Source organism: Pseudomonas baltica (assembly GCF_031880315.1).
Classification (GTDB): domain Bacteria; phylum Pseudomonadota; class Gammaproteobacteria; order Pseudomonadales; family Pseudomonadaceae; genus Aquipseudomonas.
Genome location: NZ_CP134771.1, coordinates 4,262,992 through 4,278,519 on the forward strand (window position 1 = coordinate 4,262,992; position 15,528 = coordinate 4,278,519).

13 protein-coding genes and 1 pseudogene are annotated in these 15,528 nt (G+C 60.3%); 2 read left to right on the forward strand and 12 right to left on the reverse strand.

What is annotated here, in order from left to right; translation table 11 throughout:
• Window positions 1–126: 126 nt before the first annotated feature.
• On the reverse strand, window positions 127–696 hold the full coding sequence (gene plsY / locus REH34_RS19005) for a glycerol-3-phosphate 1-O-acyltransferase PlsY (RefSeq protein ID WP_311968796.1): 570 nt from the start codon (window positions 694–696) through the stop codon (window positions 127–129).
• A gap of 74 nt (window positions 697–770) precedes the next feature.
• Between plsY and folB the strand changes: the two genes are divergently transcribed.
• Together folB and folK are read left to right on the forward strand one after the other, a co-directional pair.
• Window positions 771–1,124, forward strand: coding sequence for a dihydroneopterin aldolase (folB, locus tag REH34_RS19010; RefSeq protein ID WP_311968797.1), 354 nt, complete (start codon window positions 771–773; stop codon window positions 1,122–1,124).
• A complete protein-coding gene (gene folK, locus REH34_RS19015) occupies window positions 1,115–1,630 on the forward strand; it encodes a 2-amino-4-hydroxy-6-hydroxymethyldihydropteridine diphosphokinase (protein WP_311968798.1) in 516 nt (171 codons plus the stop codon). The genes folB and folK overlap by 10 nt, the downstream gene beginning before the upstream one ends.
• Window positions 1,631–1,708: 78 nt before the next feature.
• On the opposite strand, the gene REH34_RS19020 is transcribed toward folK, so the two are convergent.
• From REH34_RS19020 to REH34_RS19070, 11 genes and pseudogenes are all read right to left on the reverse strand, one after another.
• A complete protein-coding gene (locus REH34_RS19020) occupies window positions 1,709–2,857 on the reverse strand; it encodes a multifunctional CCA addition/repair protein (protein ID WP_311968799.1) in 1,149 nt (382 codons plus the stop codon).
• A gap of 72 nt (window positions 2,858–2,929) precedes the next feature.
• Complete coding sequence (locus tag REH34_RS19025) at window positions 2,930–4,492, reverse strand: SpoVR family protein (protein ID WP_226504401.1); 1,563 nt, start codon at window positions 4,490–4,492, stop codon at window positions 2,930–2,932.
• A complete protein-coding gene (locus REH34_RS19030; protein WP_311968800.1) occupies window positions 4,489–5,763 on the reverse strand; it encodes a YeaH/YhbH family protein in 1,275 nt (424 codons plus the stop codon). Before REH34_RS19030 ends, REH34_RS19025 begins: the two co-directional genes overlap by 4 nt.
• A 132-nt stretch (window positions 5,764–5,895) precedes the next feature.
• A complete protein-coding gene (locus REH34_RS19035) occupies window positions 5,896–7,818 on the reverse strand; it encodes a PrkA family serine protein kinase (RefSeq protein ID WP_226504403.1) in 1,923 nt (640 codons plus the stop codon).
• A gap of 294 nt (window positions 7,819–8,112) precedes the next feature.
• Window positions 8,113–8,430 (reverse strand): thiosulfate sulfurtransferase GlpE, encoded by a 318-nt coding sequence (gene glpE / locus REH34_RS19040; protein WP_226504404.1) that lies wholly within the window; start codon window positions 8,428–8,430, stop codon window positions 8,113–8,115.
• 26 nt (window positions 8,431–8,456) lie between these two features.
• A complete protein-coding gene (locus tag REH34_RS19045; protein ID WP_311968801.1) occupies window positions 8,457–9,332 on the reverse strand; it encodes a symmetrical bis(5'-nucleosyl)-tetraphosphatase in 876 nt (291 codons plus the stop codon).
• Window positions 9,332–9,712, reverse strand: coding sequence for a Co2+/Mg2+ efflux protein ApaG (gene apaG, locus REH34_RS19050; protein ID WP_226504406.1), 381 nt, complete (start codon window positions 9,710–9,712; stop codon window positions 9,332–9,334). The genes REH34_RS19045 and apaG overlap by 1 nt, the downstream gene beginning before the upstream one ends.
• 208 nt (window positions 9,713–9,920) lie before the next feature.
• The gene (gene rsmA / locus REH34_RS19055; protein ID WP_311968802.1) at window positions 9,921–10,727 is read right to left on the reverse strand and encodes a 16S rRNA (adenine(1518)-N(6)/adenine(1519)-N(6))-dimethyltransferase RsmA; all 807 of its coding nucleotides are present in this window, start codon (window positions 10,725–10,727) and stop codon (window positions 9,921–9,923) included.
• Entirely contained in the window at window positions 10,724–11,713 is a 990-nt protein-coding gene (gene pdxA, locus REH34_RS19060; protein WP_311968803.1) for a 4-hydroxythreonine-4-phosphate dehydrogenase PdxA, read from the reverse strand. The genes rsmA and pdxA overlap by 4 nt, the downstream gene beginning before the upstream one ends.
• Complete coding sequence (gene surA, locus REH34_RS19065) at window positions 11,710–13,029, reverse strand: peptidylprolyl isomerase SurA (RefSeq protein ID WP_311968804.1); 1,320 nt, start codon at window positions 13,027–13,029, stop codon at window positions 11,710–11,712. Before surA ends, pdxA begins: the two co-directional genes overlap by 4 nt.
• Window positions 13,010–15,499: pseudogene (locus REH34_RS19070) on the reverse strand (LPS-assembly protein LptD); the annotation flags it as partial. The gene surA and the pseudogene REH34_RS19070, both read right to left, overlap by 20 nt.
• Between the last annotated feature and the right edge of the window lie 29 nt (window positions 15,500–15,528).

Here is a 15,528-nt window from a genome sequence, read left to right on the forward strand (position 1 = left end):
GGCCCCGTGCCGCCAAACGCGCACCCTTGCTCTCACAGTGCGCAGTCGTATACCTGTGGGAGTAGGGCTTGTCTGCGAAAAGGCCGGTACGGCTTGCCCAAGATGAGCCGATTTCATCCCGGCGAATCAGAAATGCCGTTCGCGTCCTGCCAGCAGGTCGCGTAGATTGCCGCGATGGCGCCACACGATCAACAGGGTCAGCACGCACATCGGCAGCAATGCCTGGGGGGCCTGCCAGGCCAGCAAGGGCAGGGTCAGTGGCGTGGCGATCAGGGAGGCGAGCGAACTGGTGCGAGTGAGGGCGAAGACCACCGCCCAGGCGACCACCGCCAGCAAGGCCGCAGGCACATACAGCCCCAGTAATACGCCGGCAGCGGTGGCGACACCCTTGCCGCCCTTGAAGCGGAAGTACAGCGGGAACAGATGGCCCAGCACCGCGCACAGCCCGATCCAGGCCTGTTGTTGCAGGCCCAGGCCCACAGCCAGAGCGACCAGCACCGGCAGCAGGCCTTTGCAAAGGTCGCCGAGCAGGGTCAGGATGGCAAGCTTGCGCCCAGCCAGGCGCAGCATGTTGGTGGCGCCCGCGTTGCCTGAGCCGTTCATGCGCGGGTCCGGCAGGCCGGTGCCGCGGCTGATGAGGATAGCGAAGGACAGCGAGCCCAGCAGGTAGGCGAGTGACGCCAGTAACCAAAACATGCGAACTATTCCGGGCGAGGACGTCCTGATTCTAACGGCGCATCGCGCCCTTGTCGTGCAGTGGAGAAAAGTGCTTGGACAGAGTGTTTATCGAGGGGCTGGAAGTCGACACCGTGATCGGTGCCTACGACTGGGAGCGGGACATTCGCCAATGCCTGCGCCTGGACCTGCGCTTCGCCTGGGATAACCGTCCGGCCGCTGCCGGCGACGACCTGAACCTGGCCCTGGACTACGCCAGCGTGTCGGCGCGTATTCAGGCATTCGCCGAAGTTGCACGCTTCGAATTGGTGGAAACCTTCGCCGAGCGTCTGGCCGAAGTGCTCATGAGCGAATTCCACATTCCCTGGCTGTCTCTCAAATTGACCAAGCCGGGCGCCGTCGCGGCGGCCAAGGGTGTGGGCGTGGAGATCGAGCGCGGATGCCTCTGACCCGAATCTACCTCGGCCTCGGTAGCAATATCGAGCGCGAGTCGCACCTGCGTGCCGGCCTCGATGCGCTGGCGCTGTTTGTCCAGGACATGCAGTGTTCGTCGGTGTTCGAAAGCGCGGCGGTGGGCATCAAGAGTGGTCCGTTTTTCAACCTGGTGGTGACCGGCCTGACCGACTTGCCGCTGATGGAGCTGGATCGGCGCCTCAAGTTCATCGAGGCCGATAACGGCCGCTACGCACCGGATCGCAAGGGCCTGCCCTTGGATATCGACGTGCTGCTGTATGGCCAGCAGGCGGGCAATTTCGATGGTTTGATTCTGCCGCGCGCGGAAATCCTCAAGAATGCGTTTGTGCTGTGGCCACTCGCGCTGTTGGCGCCGGATGAGCAGCACCCTGGTGTGCAGCGCTCGTTCGCCGAGTTGTGGTGCGATGCGCAGATCGACCAGCAATTGGCCCCCGTACCGTTCACCTGGCGGGATCGGCAACTGACCGATCTGTCCCTGTAGCGAGGGCGCTTGCCCCCGAAAGAATATGCCGACTGCCGGGGTGTGGCTGATGGGGAGGCGGGGACAGCACCCCCCCCGCTACAGGGAGGAGCCATTTGCGGTCTGGTAATCGGTCAAGGCGCGCAGCCGCTCACGCTTGATCGCTTCCCCCAGCGCTTGGCCGTTATAGCCTTGAGCGACCAGGGGCTGCACCGCCACTGAGCGTGCGGCCTCGGCGGCACCTCGCAGGTACGCAGCCTGTGGATAGTTGGCCAAAGCGCACACGCGAGCGTCCAGTTCGCAGACTTCCAGGAACTCTTCGAACCGCTGCGGCCGACGGTACACATCGAAGCGCTGCAGCAGCTCCAGCAAGGTTGCGGGTTCAATCTCCAGTGCCTCATGGCCCTGGCCGCGGTATTGCCCGACGAGCACCGCCAATTCCAGACAGTCTCGCGGCACCTTGAAGCGCTCGCTGACGGCCTTGATCTGCTTCACAGCCAGATACTGCAGCAAGCAGGCCCAGCGTACTGTCAACGGCTGGTGACGCCGCGCCGCGTGCTGCAAGACTTCAAGGGTGTGGCCGGCGTGGAGCGCTTGCGGGCCGCTGAACAGCGCATCCACCTCAGGCAACAGCCGTTCAAGCGCGCCACAATCACGCAGTACCTGGATGAACACTTGCGGCTGGTCTTCCATGAGCGCGCGGGAGATCTCTTTCCAGCTCCGCTCTGGCGTCAGCGCTGCCAGTTCACCGGAATCGCTGAGTTGACGCATCAAGGCCAGGGTCTCGTCGGCGACCCTGAAGCCCAGGGATGCGTAACGCGCAGCAAAGCGTGCCACGCGCAGTACGCGCAAGGGATCTTCGGCGAACGCCGGGGAAACGTGACGCAAGATTCGATGTTCCAGATCCGCCTGGCCGCCGTAGGGATCGGTCAATTGCCCATGATCATCCTCGGCCATGGCGTTGATGGTCAGGTCGCGGCGGATCAGATCCTGCTCGAGCGTAACGTCCGGATTAGCATAGAAAGTAAAGCCGCCATAGCCCTGGCCGCTCTTGCGCTCTGTGCGGGCCAGCGCATATTCCTCACCTGTTTCGGGATGCAGGAACACCGGAAAATCGGCGCCTACCGGTCGATAGCCCAGGCCCAGCATCTGTTCGGCGCTGGCGCCCACGACCACATAATCGATATCAGTAACGTCTCGGCCGAGAAGGTGATCCCGGACCGCGCCACCCACTTTGTAGATCTGCATGAAAAAGCCTCCGTCTGCGCCCACAGGATACCTGCTGCAGGGCGCCGAGGGAGGCTGGTGTGCCTCGGTGGATCAGAGATGAACTACGGCGAGATCCAGACGCCCGTAGTCGCCTTCGGCGTGTTCGTGCCGGGGCGGTACGTGATGGGTTTTCATGATCTGGTCGCCCTGCAGGGTCTCCAGCTTGATATCGAAGCCCCACAGCCGATGCAGGTGCTTGAGGACTTCGTCAGTGGACTCTCCCAGCGGTTTGCGGTTGTGCTGCTGATGGCGCAGGGTCAGCGAGCGATCGCCACGGCGATCGATGCTGTAGATCTGCACGTTGGGCTCACGATTGCCGAGGTTGTACTGTGCAGCCAGAGTCTCGCGAATGATCTGATAGCCGGCATCGTCATGGATGGCCGGAACCAGCAAATCGTCGCGCTGGTCGTCGTCCATGATGCTGAACAGCTTCAGGTCGCGGATCACCTTGGGCGACAGATACTGGAGGATAAAGCTCTCGTCCTTGAAGCTGGTCATGGCGAACTTGATGGTCGATAGCCAGTCGCTGCCGGCGATCTCGGGGAACCACTTGCGGTCTTCATCGTCCGGGTTTTCACACATGCGGCGGATGTCGCGGTACATGGCGAAGCCCAGCGCATAAGGGTTGATGCCGCTGTAGTAAGGGCTGTCGAAGCTGGGCTGGAACACCACGCTGGTGTGGGAAGTCAGGAACTCCATCATGAAGCCGTCGGTGACCAGGCCTTCGTCGTACAGGTCGTTCATCAGCGTGTAGTGCCAGAACGTCGCCCAGCCCTCGTTCATCACCTGAGTCTGGCGCTGCGGGTAAAAGTACTGCGCGATCTTGCGCACGATCCGCACGATTTCCCGCTGCCAGGGCTCCAGCAACGGCGCGTGCTTCTCGATGAAGTAGAGAATGTTTTCCTGGGGCTCCGACGGGAAGCGCACGTTGTCCTCTTCGCGATTCTTGTCGGCACTTTTAGGAATGGTGCGCCACAGATCGTTGATCTGGCGCTGCAGGTGCTCCTCGCGGTCCTTTTGCCGCCGACGCTCTTCCTCGGCGGAAATCGGATAAGGGCGCTTGTAGCGATCGACGCCATAGTTCATCAATGCGTGGCAGGAATCGAGCAAGTCCTCCACCGCATCGATGCCGTGGCGCTCCTCGCATTGCATGATGTACTGCTTGGCAAACACGAGGTAATCGATGATCGAACTGGCGTCGGTCCAGGTGCGGAACAGGTAGTTGCCCTTGAAGAAGCTGTTATGCCCATAGCAAGCGTGAGCCACTACCAGCGCCTGCATGCAGATGGTGTTTTCTTCCATCAGGTAGGCGATGCACGGGTCCGAGTTGATCACGATCTCGTACGCCAACCCCATCTGCCCGCGGGTGTAGGACTTTTCGGTACTGAGGAAGTGTTTGCCGTAGGACCAGTGGTGGTAGCCCAGCGGCATGCCGACGGACGCATAGGCATCCATCATCTGCTCGGCGGTGATCACCTCGATCTGATTGGGATAAGTGTCCAGCGCATAGCGCTCGGCGATACGGCCGATTTCCCGGTCGTAAGCCTGGATCAACTCGAACGTCCATTCCGAGCCGGTGGAGAGGGGTTGGCGTTTCTGCTCTCTAGCGGTCATGTCACTAACCTGCGCTGGAAGAGTTCACGAAAGACCGGATAGATATCACCGGCCGTCACCAGCTGTTGCTGGGCGAACGTATCGGCGAAGCTCTCGCTGATGCGTTCATATTCATACCATAGAGCTTGGTGTTCGCGCGGCGTGATCTCGACATAGGTGTAGTACTGGACGAACGGCATGATCTGCTTGGTGAGGATTTCGCGGCAGATCGGCGAGTCGTCGTTCCAGTTGTCACCGTCCGAGGCCTGGGCCGCGTAGATGTTCCATTCGTTGGTGGGATAGCGGGCGGCCATGATTTCCTGCATCAGCTTGAGGGCGCTGGATACGATGGTGCCGCCGGTTTCCCGGGAATAGAAAAACTCCTCTTCGTCGACTTCGCGGGCGCTGGTGTGGTGGCGAATGAACACCACCTCTATCTTGTCGTAGTTACGCTTCAGGAACAGGTACAACAGGATGAAAAAGCGCTTGGCAATGTCCTTGGTGGCTTGGGTCATGGAGCCAGAGACGTCCATCAGGCAGAACATCACCGCCTTGGAGCTGGGGTTGGGGTGCTTGACCAGCAGGTTGTACTTGAGGTCGAAGGTATCGAGGAACGGCACGCGGTGAATACGCGCGCTGAGTTTCTCGATTTCGATCTCGATTTCCTGAATATCGCCGAAGTTGTCTGGCTCTTCGCGCTTGAGGCGCTCGAGCTCTGCTTTCGCTTCCCTCAGCTTGGCGCGGCTGCTGCCGGACAGCGCGATGCGCCGTGCATGGGCTGAGCGCAGGGTGCGGACGATGTTGATGCGTGATGGATTGCCTTCGTTGGCTACACCCGCACGTACGGTCTTGAAGGTATCGGTACCGGTCAGGTTGCGCTTGACGAGGTTGGGCAGTTCAAGGTCTTCGAACATGAACTCGAGAAATTCTTCCTGAGTGATCTGGAAGGTGAACTCGTCCATGCCCTCGCCGGAATTACCGGCCTTGCCGGCGCCTTTGCCACCGCCGCCGCCCCCTTGGGGCCGGGCAATATGCTCGCCTGCGGTGAATTCCTTGTTGCCGGGGTGGACCACGGTCTGCTTGCCGCCGCGCCCATGGTGTAGCACTGGCTCATCAATGTCGCGACCAGGAATGCTGATCTGTTCACCGTGCTCCATATCGGTAATGGAGCGCCGGCCCACGGCCTCTTCGACCGCTTTCTTGATGTGATCACGGTAGCGTCGCAGAAAGCGCTGACGGTTCACCGTGCTCTTGTTCTTGCCGTTCAGACGTCGGTCGATCACATAGCTCATAGGGGGCCCTCCGGGCAGCTGCAAGCGTTAAGCTCCAAGCTGCAAGTCGGAGCCGCAGGCTGCCGCATCCGGCGCAGACAATGCACCGTTTGCCGTCAACTTGCAGCGTACTACTTGCAGCTTATAGCTGCCTCACTGAGACTTTCTGACCCGCAGATACCACTCGGACAGCAGTCGGACCTGTTTGTCGGTGTATCCGCGTTCGACCATGCGTGTGACGAAGTCGTTGTGCTTGAGCTGATCCTCCTTGCTGGCTTTGGCGTTGAAGCTGATGACCGGCAGCAGATCCTCGGTGTTCGAGAACATTTTCTTCTCGATCACTACCCGCAGCTTCTCGTAGCTGAGCCAGGTCGGATTCTTGCCGTTGTTGTTGGCACGGGCGCGCAGCACGAAATTGACGATTTCGTTACGGAAATCCTTCGGATTGCTGATCCCGGCGGGTTTCTCGATTTTTTCCAGTTCCTCGTTGAGCGCAACGCGGTTGAGGATTTCTCCGGTTTCAGGATCGCGGTATTCCTGGTCCTGAATCCAGAAGTCGGCGTAAAGCACGTAGCGATCGAAGATGTTCTGACCGTACTCGCTATAGGATTCGAGGTAGGCGGTCTGGATTTCCTTGCCGATGAACTCGATATAGCGCGGTGCCAGGTATTCCTTGAGATAGCGCAGATAGCGCTCGCGTACCTCGGCCGGGAATTGTTCCTGTTCGATCTGTTGTTCCAGCACGTAGAGCAGGTGCACCGGGTTGGCCGCGATTTCGTGCGGGTCGAAGTTGAAGACTTTGGACAGAATCTTGAACGCGAAGCGTGTGGACAGGCCGTTCATCCCTTCGTCTACGCCCGCGCTGTCGCGGTATTCCTGAATCGACTTGGCCTTGGGATCGGTATCCTTGAGGTTTTCACCGTCATACACCCGCATCTTCGAATAGATGTTGGAGTTTTCCGGCTCCTTGAGTCGCGACAAGGTGGTGAACTGGGCAAGCATCTTCAGCGTGTCTGGCGCGCAATGAGCCTTGGCCAACGAGCTGTTGAACAAGAGCTTGTCGTAGATCTTGATTTCGTCACTGACCCGCAGGCAATAGGGGACCTTGACGATATAGATCCGGTCGATGAACGCTTCGTTGTTCTTGTTGTTGCGAAAGCTGTGCCATTCCGATTCGTTGGAGTGGGCCAGCAGGATCCCGGAATAGGGGATAGCCCCCAGGCCTTCGGTACTGTTGTAGTTGCCTTCCTGAGTGGCGGTCAGCAGCGGGTGCAAGACCTTGATGGGGGCCTTGAACATCTCGACGAATTCCATCAAGCCCTGGTTGGCCCGGCACAGCGCGCCTGAGTAGCTGTAAGCATCGGCGTCGTTCTGTGGGTATTCTTCCAGCTTGCGAATGTCGACCTTGCCCACCAGGGCCGAGATGTCCTGGTTGTTGTCATCGCCAGGTTCGGTCTTGGCAACGCCAATCTGGTTGAGAATCGATGGGTACAGTTTGACCACGCGGAACTGGCTGATATCGCCGCCAAATTCTTGCAGACGTTTGGTAGCCCACGGCGACATGATGGTGTTCAGGTAGCGTAACGGGATACCGAAGTCTTCCTCGAGGATGGCACCGTCTTCGGTTGCATTGAACAGCCCCAGGGGCGATTCGAACACCGGTGAGCCCTTGATCGCGTAGAACGGTTCCTTCTCGATCAGCTGCTTGAGTTTTTCGGCCAGCGACGATTTACCGCCCCCTACCGGGCCCAGCAGGTACAAGATCTGTTTCTTTTCCTCCAGCCCTTGGGCTGCGTGGCGGAAGTAGGAAACAATCTGGTCGATGCATTCCTCCATCCCGTGGAAATCCTTGAACGCCGGATAGCGTCGGATCACCTTGTTGGAAAAAATGCGCGAGAGCCTGGAGTTGGTCGACGTGTCGGTCAACTCGGGCTCGCCGATAGCAGTCAGAATCCGCTCGGGCGCAGACGCATAGGCGCTGCGGTCAGATTTGCAGAGCTCGAGATACTCCTGTAATGAGAGCTCTTCCTGACGAGTGGATTCGAAACGTTGCTGGAAGTGGCTAAAAATACTCATGACGTCACCTCGCTCGATACGTGGAGCCGACGTCGGATCAGTCAGTTTGATGCTGGAAAACAGCCGACATCCGGCTGCCTTTACCCCCCAGAACACCTCTAAGTCGCTACCGATGACCCGCGCGCCGGTGTACCGGCTCTCCCCTGTTTTGGATGGCCTGCACCTAAGGATAGTTGGTTATGGCAGACTTCAAGGCGAGATGAGCAATTAGTTGCGCCTGGCCAACTGGCAGCCAGGTCGCAGCCCGCGTGCCACGGGCGATAGACGGTAATTAAATTTTTTTTGATGCGACCCTCAGACTGCAATCTGCTCAGGGTAGGTGGCACGCCACAATTCAAAGCCGCCATCCAGGCTGTAGACATCGGAAAAGCCCTGGCTGACCAGATAGGCCGCCGCGCTTTGGCTGGAGTTGCCGTGATAGCAGACCACCACGACTGGAGCATCCAGATCGGCGCCACGGATGAACTCGGCGATCGAGTGGTTATCCAGGTGCTGGGCTTCGGGGATGTGGCTGGCGGCGAAGGTTTGCGGGTCGCGCACGTCGACGATGACCGCGCCTTTTTCGCGTAAGGATTGAGCCTCGGCGGGCGGGATGCGTTTGAATTCGGTCATGGCAGGGGCTCCATTCAACAGGATGATTAGCGGGGTGCCGACTGCGCTTTGATCACCTGGGACGGGGCGCCCCGTTCCAGGCGGCCGTGCTCGTCGCAGCTGCATTCATGGCGAGTGCCATGGTCGATATTGTACAAGGTCATGGCGCCGCCCCAGACGCAGCCGGTATCCAGCGCGATGATATTCGGCTCGCTGACCTTGCCTTCAAGCGCCGCCCAGTGGCCGAAGATGATCTTCACCGCCTTGGTGCGCCGCTCCTTGTGCTTGAACCACGGGGCATATCCGGGCGGCGCTTTGTCGGCGCCTTCCTTGCCCTTGAGGTCAAGCTTGCCTTCGCGGGTGCAGAAGCGCATCCGCGTAAAGTAGTTGGTGATGACCCGCAGCCGCGTGACGCCGTGCAGGTCCTTGTCCCACTTGTTTGGTTCGTTGCCGTACATGCCATCCAGAAACGGCAGCAGCAGATTGTCATCCTTGAGCACGGCCTCTACCTCGGCGGCGTATTGCAGCGCCTTGCCCAAGGTCCATTGCGGCGGGATGCCAGCATGAACCATGGCAACGCCCCTTGGCTCGTCATAATGCAACAGCTTTTGCTGGCGCAACCAGCCGAGCAACTGTGGGGCATCGGGGGCTTCGAGGATTTCGCGCAGGGTGTCGCCTTTTTTCAGACGCTCGATATTGTAACGCGCAGCTAGCAGGTGCAGGTCATGATTGCCCAGCACGCAGACCACCGCCTCGCGAATACCGTACAGGTAGCGCAAGGTCTCGAGTGACTCGGGGCCGCGGTTGACCAGATCGCCGACCAGCCACAGTTGATCATGGGCGGGGTCGAAGGCCACGCGGTCGAGCAGGCATTTGAGGGGTTCCAGGCAGCCCTGCAGGTCGCCGACCGCATAGGCCGTCATCAGTGCAGGGCCCCGGGCACGGCCAGGCGAAAGGGCGCAATGACGGCATCGAAGCGTTTGCCATCCTCGGCCTGCATTTGATAGGAGCCCTGCATATTGCCGACTTTGGTGGTCATCACCGTGCCGCTGCTGTAGGTGTGGCTGGCGCCCGCTTCGATACGCGGTTGCTGGCCAACGACGCCCGCACCGCGGACTTCTTCGACGTGGCCGTCACCGTCGGTGATTACCCAGTGGCGGGACAGCAAGGTGGCAGGCACCTCGCCGTTGTTGCGTACGGTGACGGTGTAAGCAAACGCATAGCGCTGCTGTTCAGGTTGCGACTGTTCTGCCAGGAAGCGAGTTACTACGCTGACATCGATCTGGTAGCGGGAGTCGGGCATGCAATGGCGCCTTTGAACAAAAACGAGTAAACCAAAAGAGGCGGATTCGATCAGTCTAGGTCATCAGGGTGGGGTAGGGCCAGATGTAGCGGTGATGCAGCAGGCCTCTTCGCCGCCGAACGCGCAACCTTGCCCCTGCAGGTGCAGGGCTCACCACTGTGGAGCAAGGTTTGCCCGCGAAGGGGGCTTGATGGCTGGCGCAAAAGAATCAGGCTGGATCGCCTAATTCATGCAGCTTGTCGGCCAAGCGCACGAACTCTTCCAGGCTGAGCTGCTCCGGACGTCGGCTGCCATCCACGCCAGTGGCTTCGATGGCCTCATTGGGCATCAATGCCTTGAGCGTGTTACGCAGCGTCTTGCGGCGCTGATTGAAGGCTTCGCGCACCACGCGCTCGAGCAGGCGGTGATCCTTGGCCGGGTGGGGCAGGGTCTCGTAGGGCACCAGGCGCACGATTGCCGAGTCGACCTTGGGCGGCGGATTGAAGGCGCCCGGGCCGACGTTGAACAGATGCTCGACCCGGCAGTGGTACTGCACCATGATCGACAGCCGCCCCCAATCACCACCGCCCGGCCCGGCTGCCATGCGTTCGACCACTTCCTTCTGCAGCATGAAGTGCATGTCTTTGATCAAATGCGCGTTGTGCAACAGATGAAAGATCAGCGGTGTGGAGATGTTGTACGGCAGGTTACCGACCACCCGCAGGGTGCCAGGAGCGGCGCCGAGGGTATTGAAGTCGAATTTCAGCGCGTCGCCCTGGTGCAGGCTGAAGTTTTCACGCGCAGCGAACTGCTGGGTGAGGATCTGCGCCAGGTCCTTGTCGATTTCGACCACATCCAACTGTGCGCCGCTGTCGAGGATGCCTTCGGTCAATGCGCCTTGGCCCGGACCAATTTCCAGGACGTGCTCGCCTGGGCGGGCATGCACGGAACGCAGAATGCGGTCGATCACGCCAGCGTCGTGCAGGAAGTTCTGGCCGAAACGCTTGCGCGCCCGGTGTTGGTATTGCTCGGTCATAGTTGGGTCTCGGCCATCTGGTAGGCGGTGGCCAGGGCAACCTGCAGGCTGCCGGTGTCGACGCGCCCGGTGCCGGCCAGATCAAGCGCGGTGCCGTGGTCGACGGAGGTGCGGATGATCGGCAAGCCCAAGGTCACATTGACGGCGGCGCCAAAGCCCTTGTACTTGAGTACGGGCAGGCCCTGGTCGTGGTACATCGCCAGCACCGCGTCGCAGTGCTCCAGATATTTGGGGGTAAATAAAGTGTCGGCAGGCAAGGGACCGCGCAGGTCCATGCCTTCGCTACGCAGTTGTTCAAGCGCAGGCTCGATGATGTCGATTTCTTCTCGGCCCAGATGTCCGCTTTCGCCGGCGTGGGGGTTGAGCCCGCAAACCAGGATACGCGGCGCCAGGATGCCGAACTTGTGCTTCAGATCGGCGTGCAGGATGCGCGTGACGCGCTGCAGCCGCTCGGTGGTTATCGCGTCGGCGACTTCACGCAGTGGCAGGTGCGTGGTCACCAGTGCAACCCGCAGGTCGCCGGTGGCCAGCATCATCACCACTTGCTCGGTGTGGGTCAGCTCGGCGAGGAATTCAGTGTGGCCAGAGAACGCAATGCCGCCGTCATTGATCACCCCTTTGTGCACCGGCGCGGTAATCATCCCGGCGAACAGGCCGTCCATGCAGCCGCGACCGGCACGGGTCAGGGTTTCGAGGACGAAGCCGGCATTGGCCTTGTCGAGCTCTCCGGTGTGTACCGGGGCCGCCAGTGGCGTGTCCCAGACGTACAGACTGCCCGCGTCGGCGGGCTGCTCGGGGAGCGCGTCGGGGCTGACCCGCAGCAGGTTGACGGCCACACCCAGTTGCACGGCCCGCTCGCGGAGCAGGTCGTGGCTGGTAATGGCGATCAGGGGGTGGGGCTGGCGTTGCGCGGCGAGCAACAGGCACAGGTCTGGACCTATGCCCGCTGGCTCGCCGGGTGTCACCGCAAAACGTGCGGGTTTCACTGGGCAGCCTTGTCGGCGCCAGGGATCTTGATCTCGACGTAGGCTTCGTCGCGGATCTGACGCAGCCAGGTTTGCAGCTCTTCATCGTACTTGCGGTTGCGCAGGGCACTGAGGGCCTGCTGTTCGCGAGCCTGTTCGGTACTGTCGGTAGCACGGCGACCCAGCACTTCAAGGATGTGCCAGCCGTACTGGCTCTTGAATGGCTTGGACACGACGCCTTGGGCAGTCTCGTTCATGACGTCACGGAAAGCCGGAACCAGCGACGCTGGGTCGACCCAGCCGAGGTCGCCGCCGTTGAGCGCGGAGCCCGGGTCTTCCGAGAAGTTCTTCGCCAGTGCGGCGAAGTCTTCGCCGTTCTTGATGCGATCGGCGACGGTATTTATCAGGCGCTGGGTTTCCGCTTCGCTGCGGATCTCGCTCGGCTTGATCAGGATATGCCGCACGTGGACTTCATCACGCATCTGCGCCTGTTCGCCGCCACGGACTTCCAGAACCTTGAGAATGATGAAGCCGCCCGGCGTCCGCACTGGCTGAGTGATATCACCCACGGCCGTCTTCGACAGCATCGTGTCGAAAGGGGGTGGCAACTGAGCCGACTTGCGCCAGCCCATGTCGCCGCCTTCCAGTGCGTTGTCGCTGGACGACTTGGCAATGGCAGTCTGGGCGAAATCGGCGCCGCTTTTCAGTTGCTGATAGACGGCCGTGGCCTGGCTGGCAGCTTTCTGGATCGCATCGGAGTCGGCGCTTTCAGGCGTCGGAATCAGGATGTTGGCCAGGTGGAATTCCTGGGACAACTGCATCTTGCCCAGGTCGGAAGCGAGGAAGTTTTTCACTTCCTGCTCGGAGACCTGGATGCGCTCGGCCACACGGCGTTGACGCACACGGCTGATGATCATTTCGCGACGGACCTGGTCACGGGCGTCTTCGAACGAGACACCGTCGTGCGCCAGGGCACCCTTGAACTGCGTCAGGTTCATGTTATTGCGCTGGGCAATAGTTTCCATGGCCTGGTTGAGTTCTTCATCGGTGATGCGGATGCCGGAACGATCGCCAATCTGCAGTTGCAGGTTTTCGACGATCAGGCGTTCGAGCACTTGCTGTTGCAGTACATCAGGGGGCGGCATGCCGCCCCCACGTTTGGCGATGGTCTGCTCTACATCATGTACCCGCGCATCGAGCTGGCTTTTCATGATGACGTCGTTGTCGACGATCGCGGCCACGCTGTCCAGCGATCGGAAATCGGCGTGCGCCACGCCACTCAGTAACACCGCGCCCAACATCATGGGGCGCAGTCGATCAATTAGCTTGGTCTTCACGTTCACGATAACCTTGAATGCCCTTGTCGAGGAAACCCTCGACCTTGTTGCCTGTTACGCCACCGAGCCCTTTGAGCACGAATTGCAGGAACAGACCATGGTCGCCTTTCTCGTTTTCAGGTGCGGCCTGGCTGGATTCGTCGTAGTCGACCCAGTAGCGGCTGATGAAGCGCAACTTCCAGCAGCAGTTGTCGTATTCGAAGCCACCAAAGGCGTCGAGGGTACGATTGCGGTTGTAGTCGTATTCCCAGCGGCTGATGAGATTCCACTGCGGTACCAGCGGCCAGATGACCGAGAAGTCATGCTGCTGGATCTTGTAGTAGTCCTTCACGTAGCCAGGCTGGCCAGGAGTGCCGTAGTCGCCGCCCACTTTCCAGGTGCCCGTGGCTGTATCGTAACGAACCTGGTCGTTGCGATAGCGATAGCCGAGGTTGACCACCTTGTTGGGGTTGTCTTCAGGCTGGTAGTGGAACATCGCGCTTCCCGAACGGGTGGTGCCGCTGTCCGGATCCCAGTTGAAGTCCGAGTTGAAGCGCCAGTCGCGGTTGAAGCGATAGACGTACTGCAACGCGTACGGGGAAACGGTCGACGTGGCGCCGGCGCGAGTGCGGTAGTCGATGCCCGGCAGTTGCGCCTTGCGATCTTCGAAATAGTAGGCCTGGCCAACGCTGATGCGTTGACGTTCGAAGCCATTGTCTTCGATCCAGCGGCTGGTCAGCCCCAGTGAGATCTTGTTCTCGTCGCCGATGCGGTCCGAGCCGCTGAAGCGGTTGTCGCGGAACAGCGAGTCGTAGTCGAAGCTGTACTCGGAGGTGTCGAAAACCGGGATGTCATCCTGATTCTTGTACGGCACATAGAGGTAGAACAGGCGCGGCTCGAGGGTCTGGCGGTAGTTAGTACCGAACAGACTGGTGTTGCGGTCGAAGTACAGGCCGCTGTCGATGCTGCTGATGGGTACGCCGCGGCTTGGGGACTTGTCGTAGTCGCCGTTGGGCAGCTGCGATTTGCCCGTGCTGTCGACGTCGAGATCGTACTGGGTGTAGGCGTACTTGATCGTCGGCCTGATGAAACCATAGCTGTTGGAGAGCGGCAGACTAATGGCTGGCACGAAATTCAGGCGATTGCCGTTGGCACGGGCCAGGCCGGTGACGTTGCGGTCCAGGCGTGGCGAGACGTTACCGTCTTCGTCGTAGTAGATACCGTTATCCAGATCACGCTCGAAGCGCACAGCCTCGGTCTTGTAGCTGAAGTCCAGCCCTTCCGGATGGAACGGCAGAGTACCATTGAAGTACACCTGCGGCAGGCGGTTGTAAGGCGTGATGTCCGACACCGTCGCCAGCTTGTAGGCCTGAACGTTGAGGCCGGCCTGGTAAGTATCACCACGCCAGGTCAGGCTGCCCTGCTGGTTGATGTAGTCGCGTTTCTCGACGCCGATCTGGTCGCTTTCCAAGTCCTGGAAGTAGTACGGATCGCTGATGTCGGTAAAGTCAACCTGAGTGGTCAGGCGCGAGCCCAGGCCACCTTTGTGCTGCCAGTTGATCATCCAGCGATCTTTTTCGTAGTCGGTCTGCTGCGAGCGATCTGTGTCGCTGTCATTCAGGTAGGCACCGCCAAACTGACCTTCACTGGTGTTGGTCAGATAGCGGAATTCGCCTTCCATCATGGTGCCGCGCTTGGCCATGAAGCGCGGGTACAACGTGGCGTCATAGTTGGGCGCCAGGTTGAAGTAGTACGGGGTGACCAGCATGAAGCCGGTCTTGTCGCTGCTCGAGAAGCTCGGCGGCAGGAAGCCCGATTGACGACGGCTGTCGATCGGGAAATAGATGTACGGCGTGTAAAGGATCGGAATGTCCTTGACCCGCAGCGTCACGTTGGTCGCGGTACCGAAGCCGGTCGCCGGGTTCAAGGTGATGTTGTTGCCCTTGAGCTGCCAGGCGTTGCTGTTCGGTTCACACGTGGTGTACGTACCATCCTTGAGGCGGATGATGGCGTTCTCGGCCCGCTTGGCGTAGAGCGCACTGCCGCGAATGCGCGACTTGTGCAGCACGTACTCGGCGTTGTCGACCTGGGCGGCACCGGTATCGAGCTGGACTTCGGCATGGTCGCCGACGATCAGCGCGCCGTTGTCGCGCAGCTTGACGTTACCGGTCAGCTCGCCACGGCTTTCGGCTTGATGCAGGCTCGCCTCATCGGCTTCGAGCTGCATGCTGCCCTGACGCATGACCACATCACCGGCGAGCGTCGCGACCTGAGTCTGCTGCTCGTAGCGCGAAGCTTTGGCACCCAGGAAAGTGGGCGCGTCCTTCTTCGAGGTCTTGTCGTTCATGCCGGGGCGCACGGGTTCGATGTAGGCACCGGAGCAATAAGAGCCTGCCTCCGCCAACTGCGCAGGGGTGAGCTTGTCCCGCGTGACCCAGTCGAGGTGACTGTAGTCAGTGCTGCGGGATTCAAGTCCTCGGCCTTTGCTGTCGATAACCTTTGTCGGACCCTCTGCCTTGC

Excerpts from the sequence above, each read along its gene's own strand:
- folK (WP_311968798.1), top strand. The coding sequence starts at position 1,115 with ATGCCTCTGACCCGAATCTACCTCGGCCTCGGTAGCAATATCGAGCGC.
- REH34_RS19030 (WP_311968800.1), bottom strand. The coding sequence starts at position 5,763 with ATGAGCTATGTGATCGACCGACGTCTGAACGGCAAGAACAAGAGCACG.
- plsY (WP_311968796.1), bottom strand. The coding sequence starts at position 696 with ATGTTTTGGTTACTGGCGTCACTCGCCTACCTGCTGGGCTCGCTGTCC.
- rsmA (WP_311968802.1), bottom strand. The coding sequence starts at position 10,727 with ATGACCGAGCAATACCAACACCGGGCGCGCAAGCGTTTCGGCCAGAAC.
- glpE (WP_226504404.1), bottom strand. The coding sequence starts at position 8,430 with ATGACCGAATTCAAACGCATCCCGCCCGCCGAGGCTCAATCCTTACGC.
- apaG (WP_226504406.1), bottom strand. The coding sequence starts at position 9,712 with ATGCCCGACTCCCGCTACCAGATCGATGTCAGCGTAGTAACTCGCTTC.
- REH34_RS19045 (WP_311968801.1), bottom strand. The coding sequence starts at position 9,332 with ATGACGGCCTATGCGGTCGGCGACCTGCAGGGCTGCCTGGAACCCCTC.
- REH34_RS19035 (WP_226504403.1), bottom strand. The coding sequence starts at position 7,818 with ATGAGTATTTTTAGCCACTTCCAGCAACGTTTCGAATCCACTCGTCAG.
- REH34_RS19025 (WP_226504401.1), bottom strand. The coding sequence starts at position 4,492 with ATGACCGCTAGAGAGCAGAAACGCCAACCCCTCTCCACCGGCTCGGAA.
- REH34_RS19020 (WP_311968799.1), bottom strand. The coding sequence starts at position 2,857 with ATGCAGATCTACAAAGTGGGTGGCGCGGTCCGGGATCACCTTCTCGGC.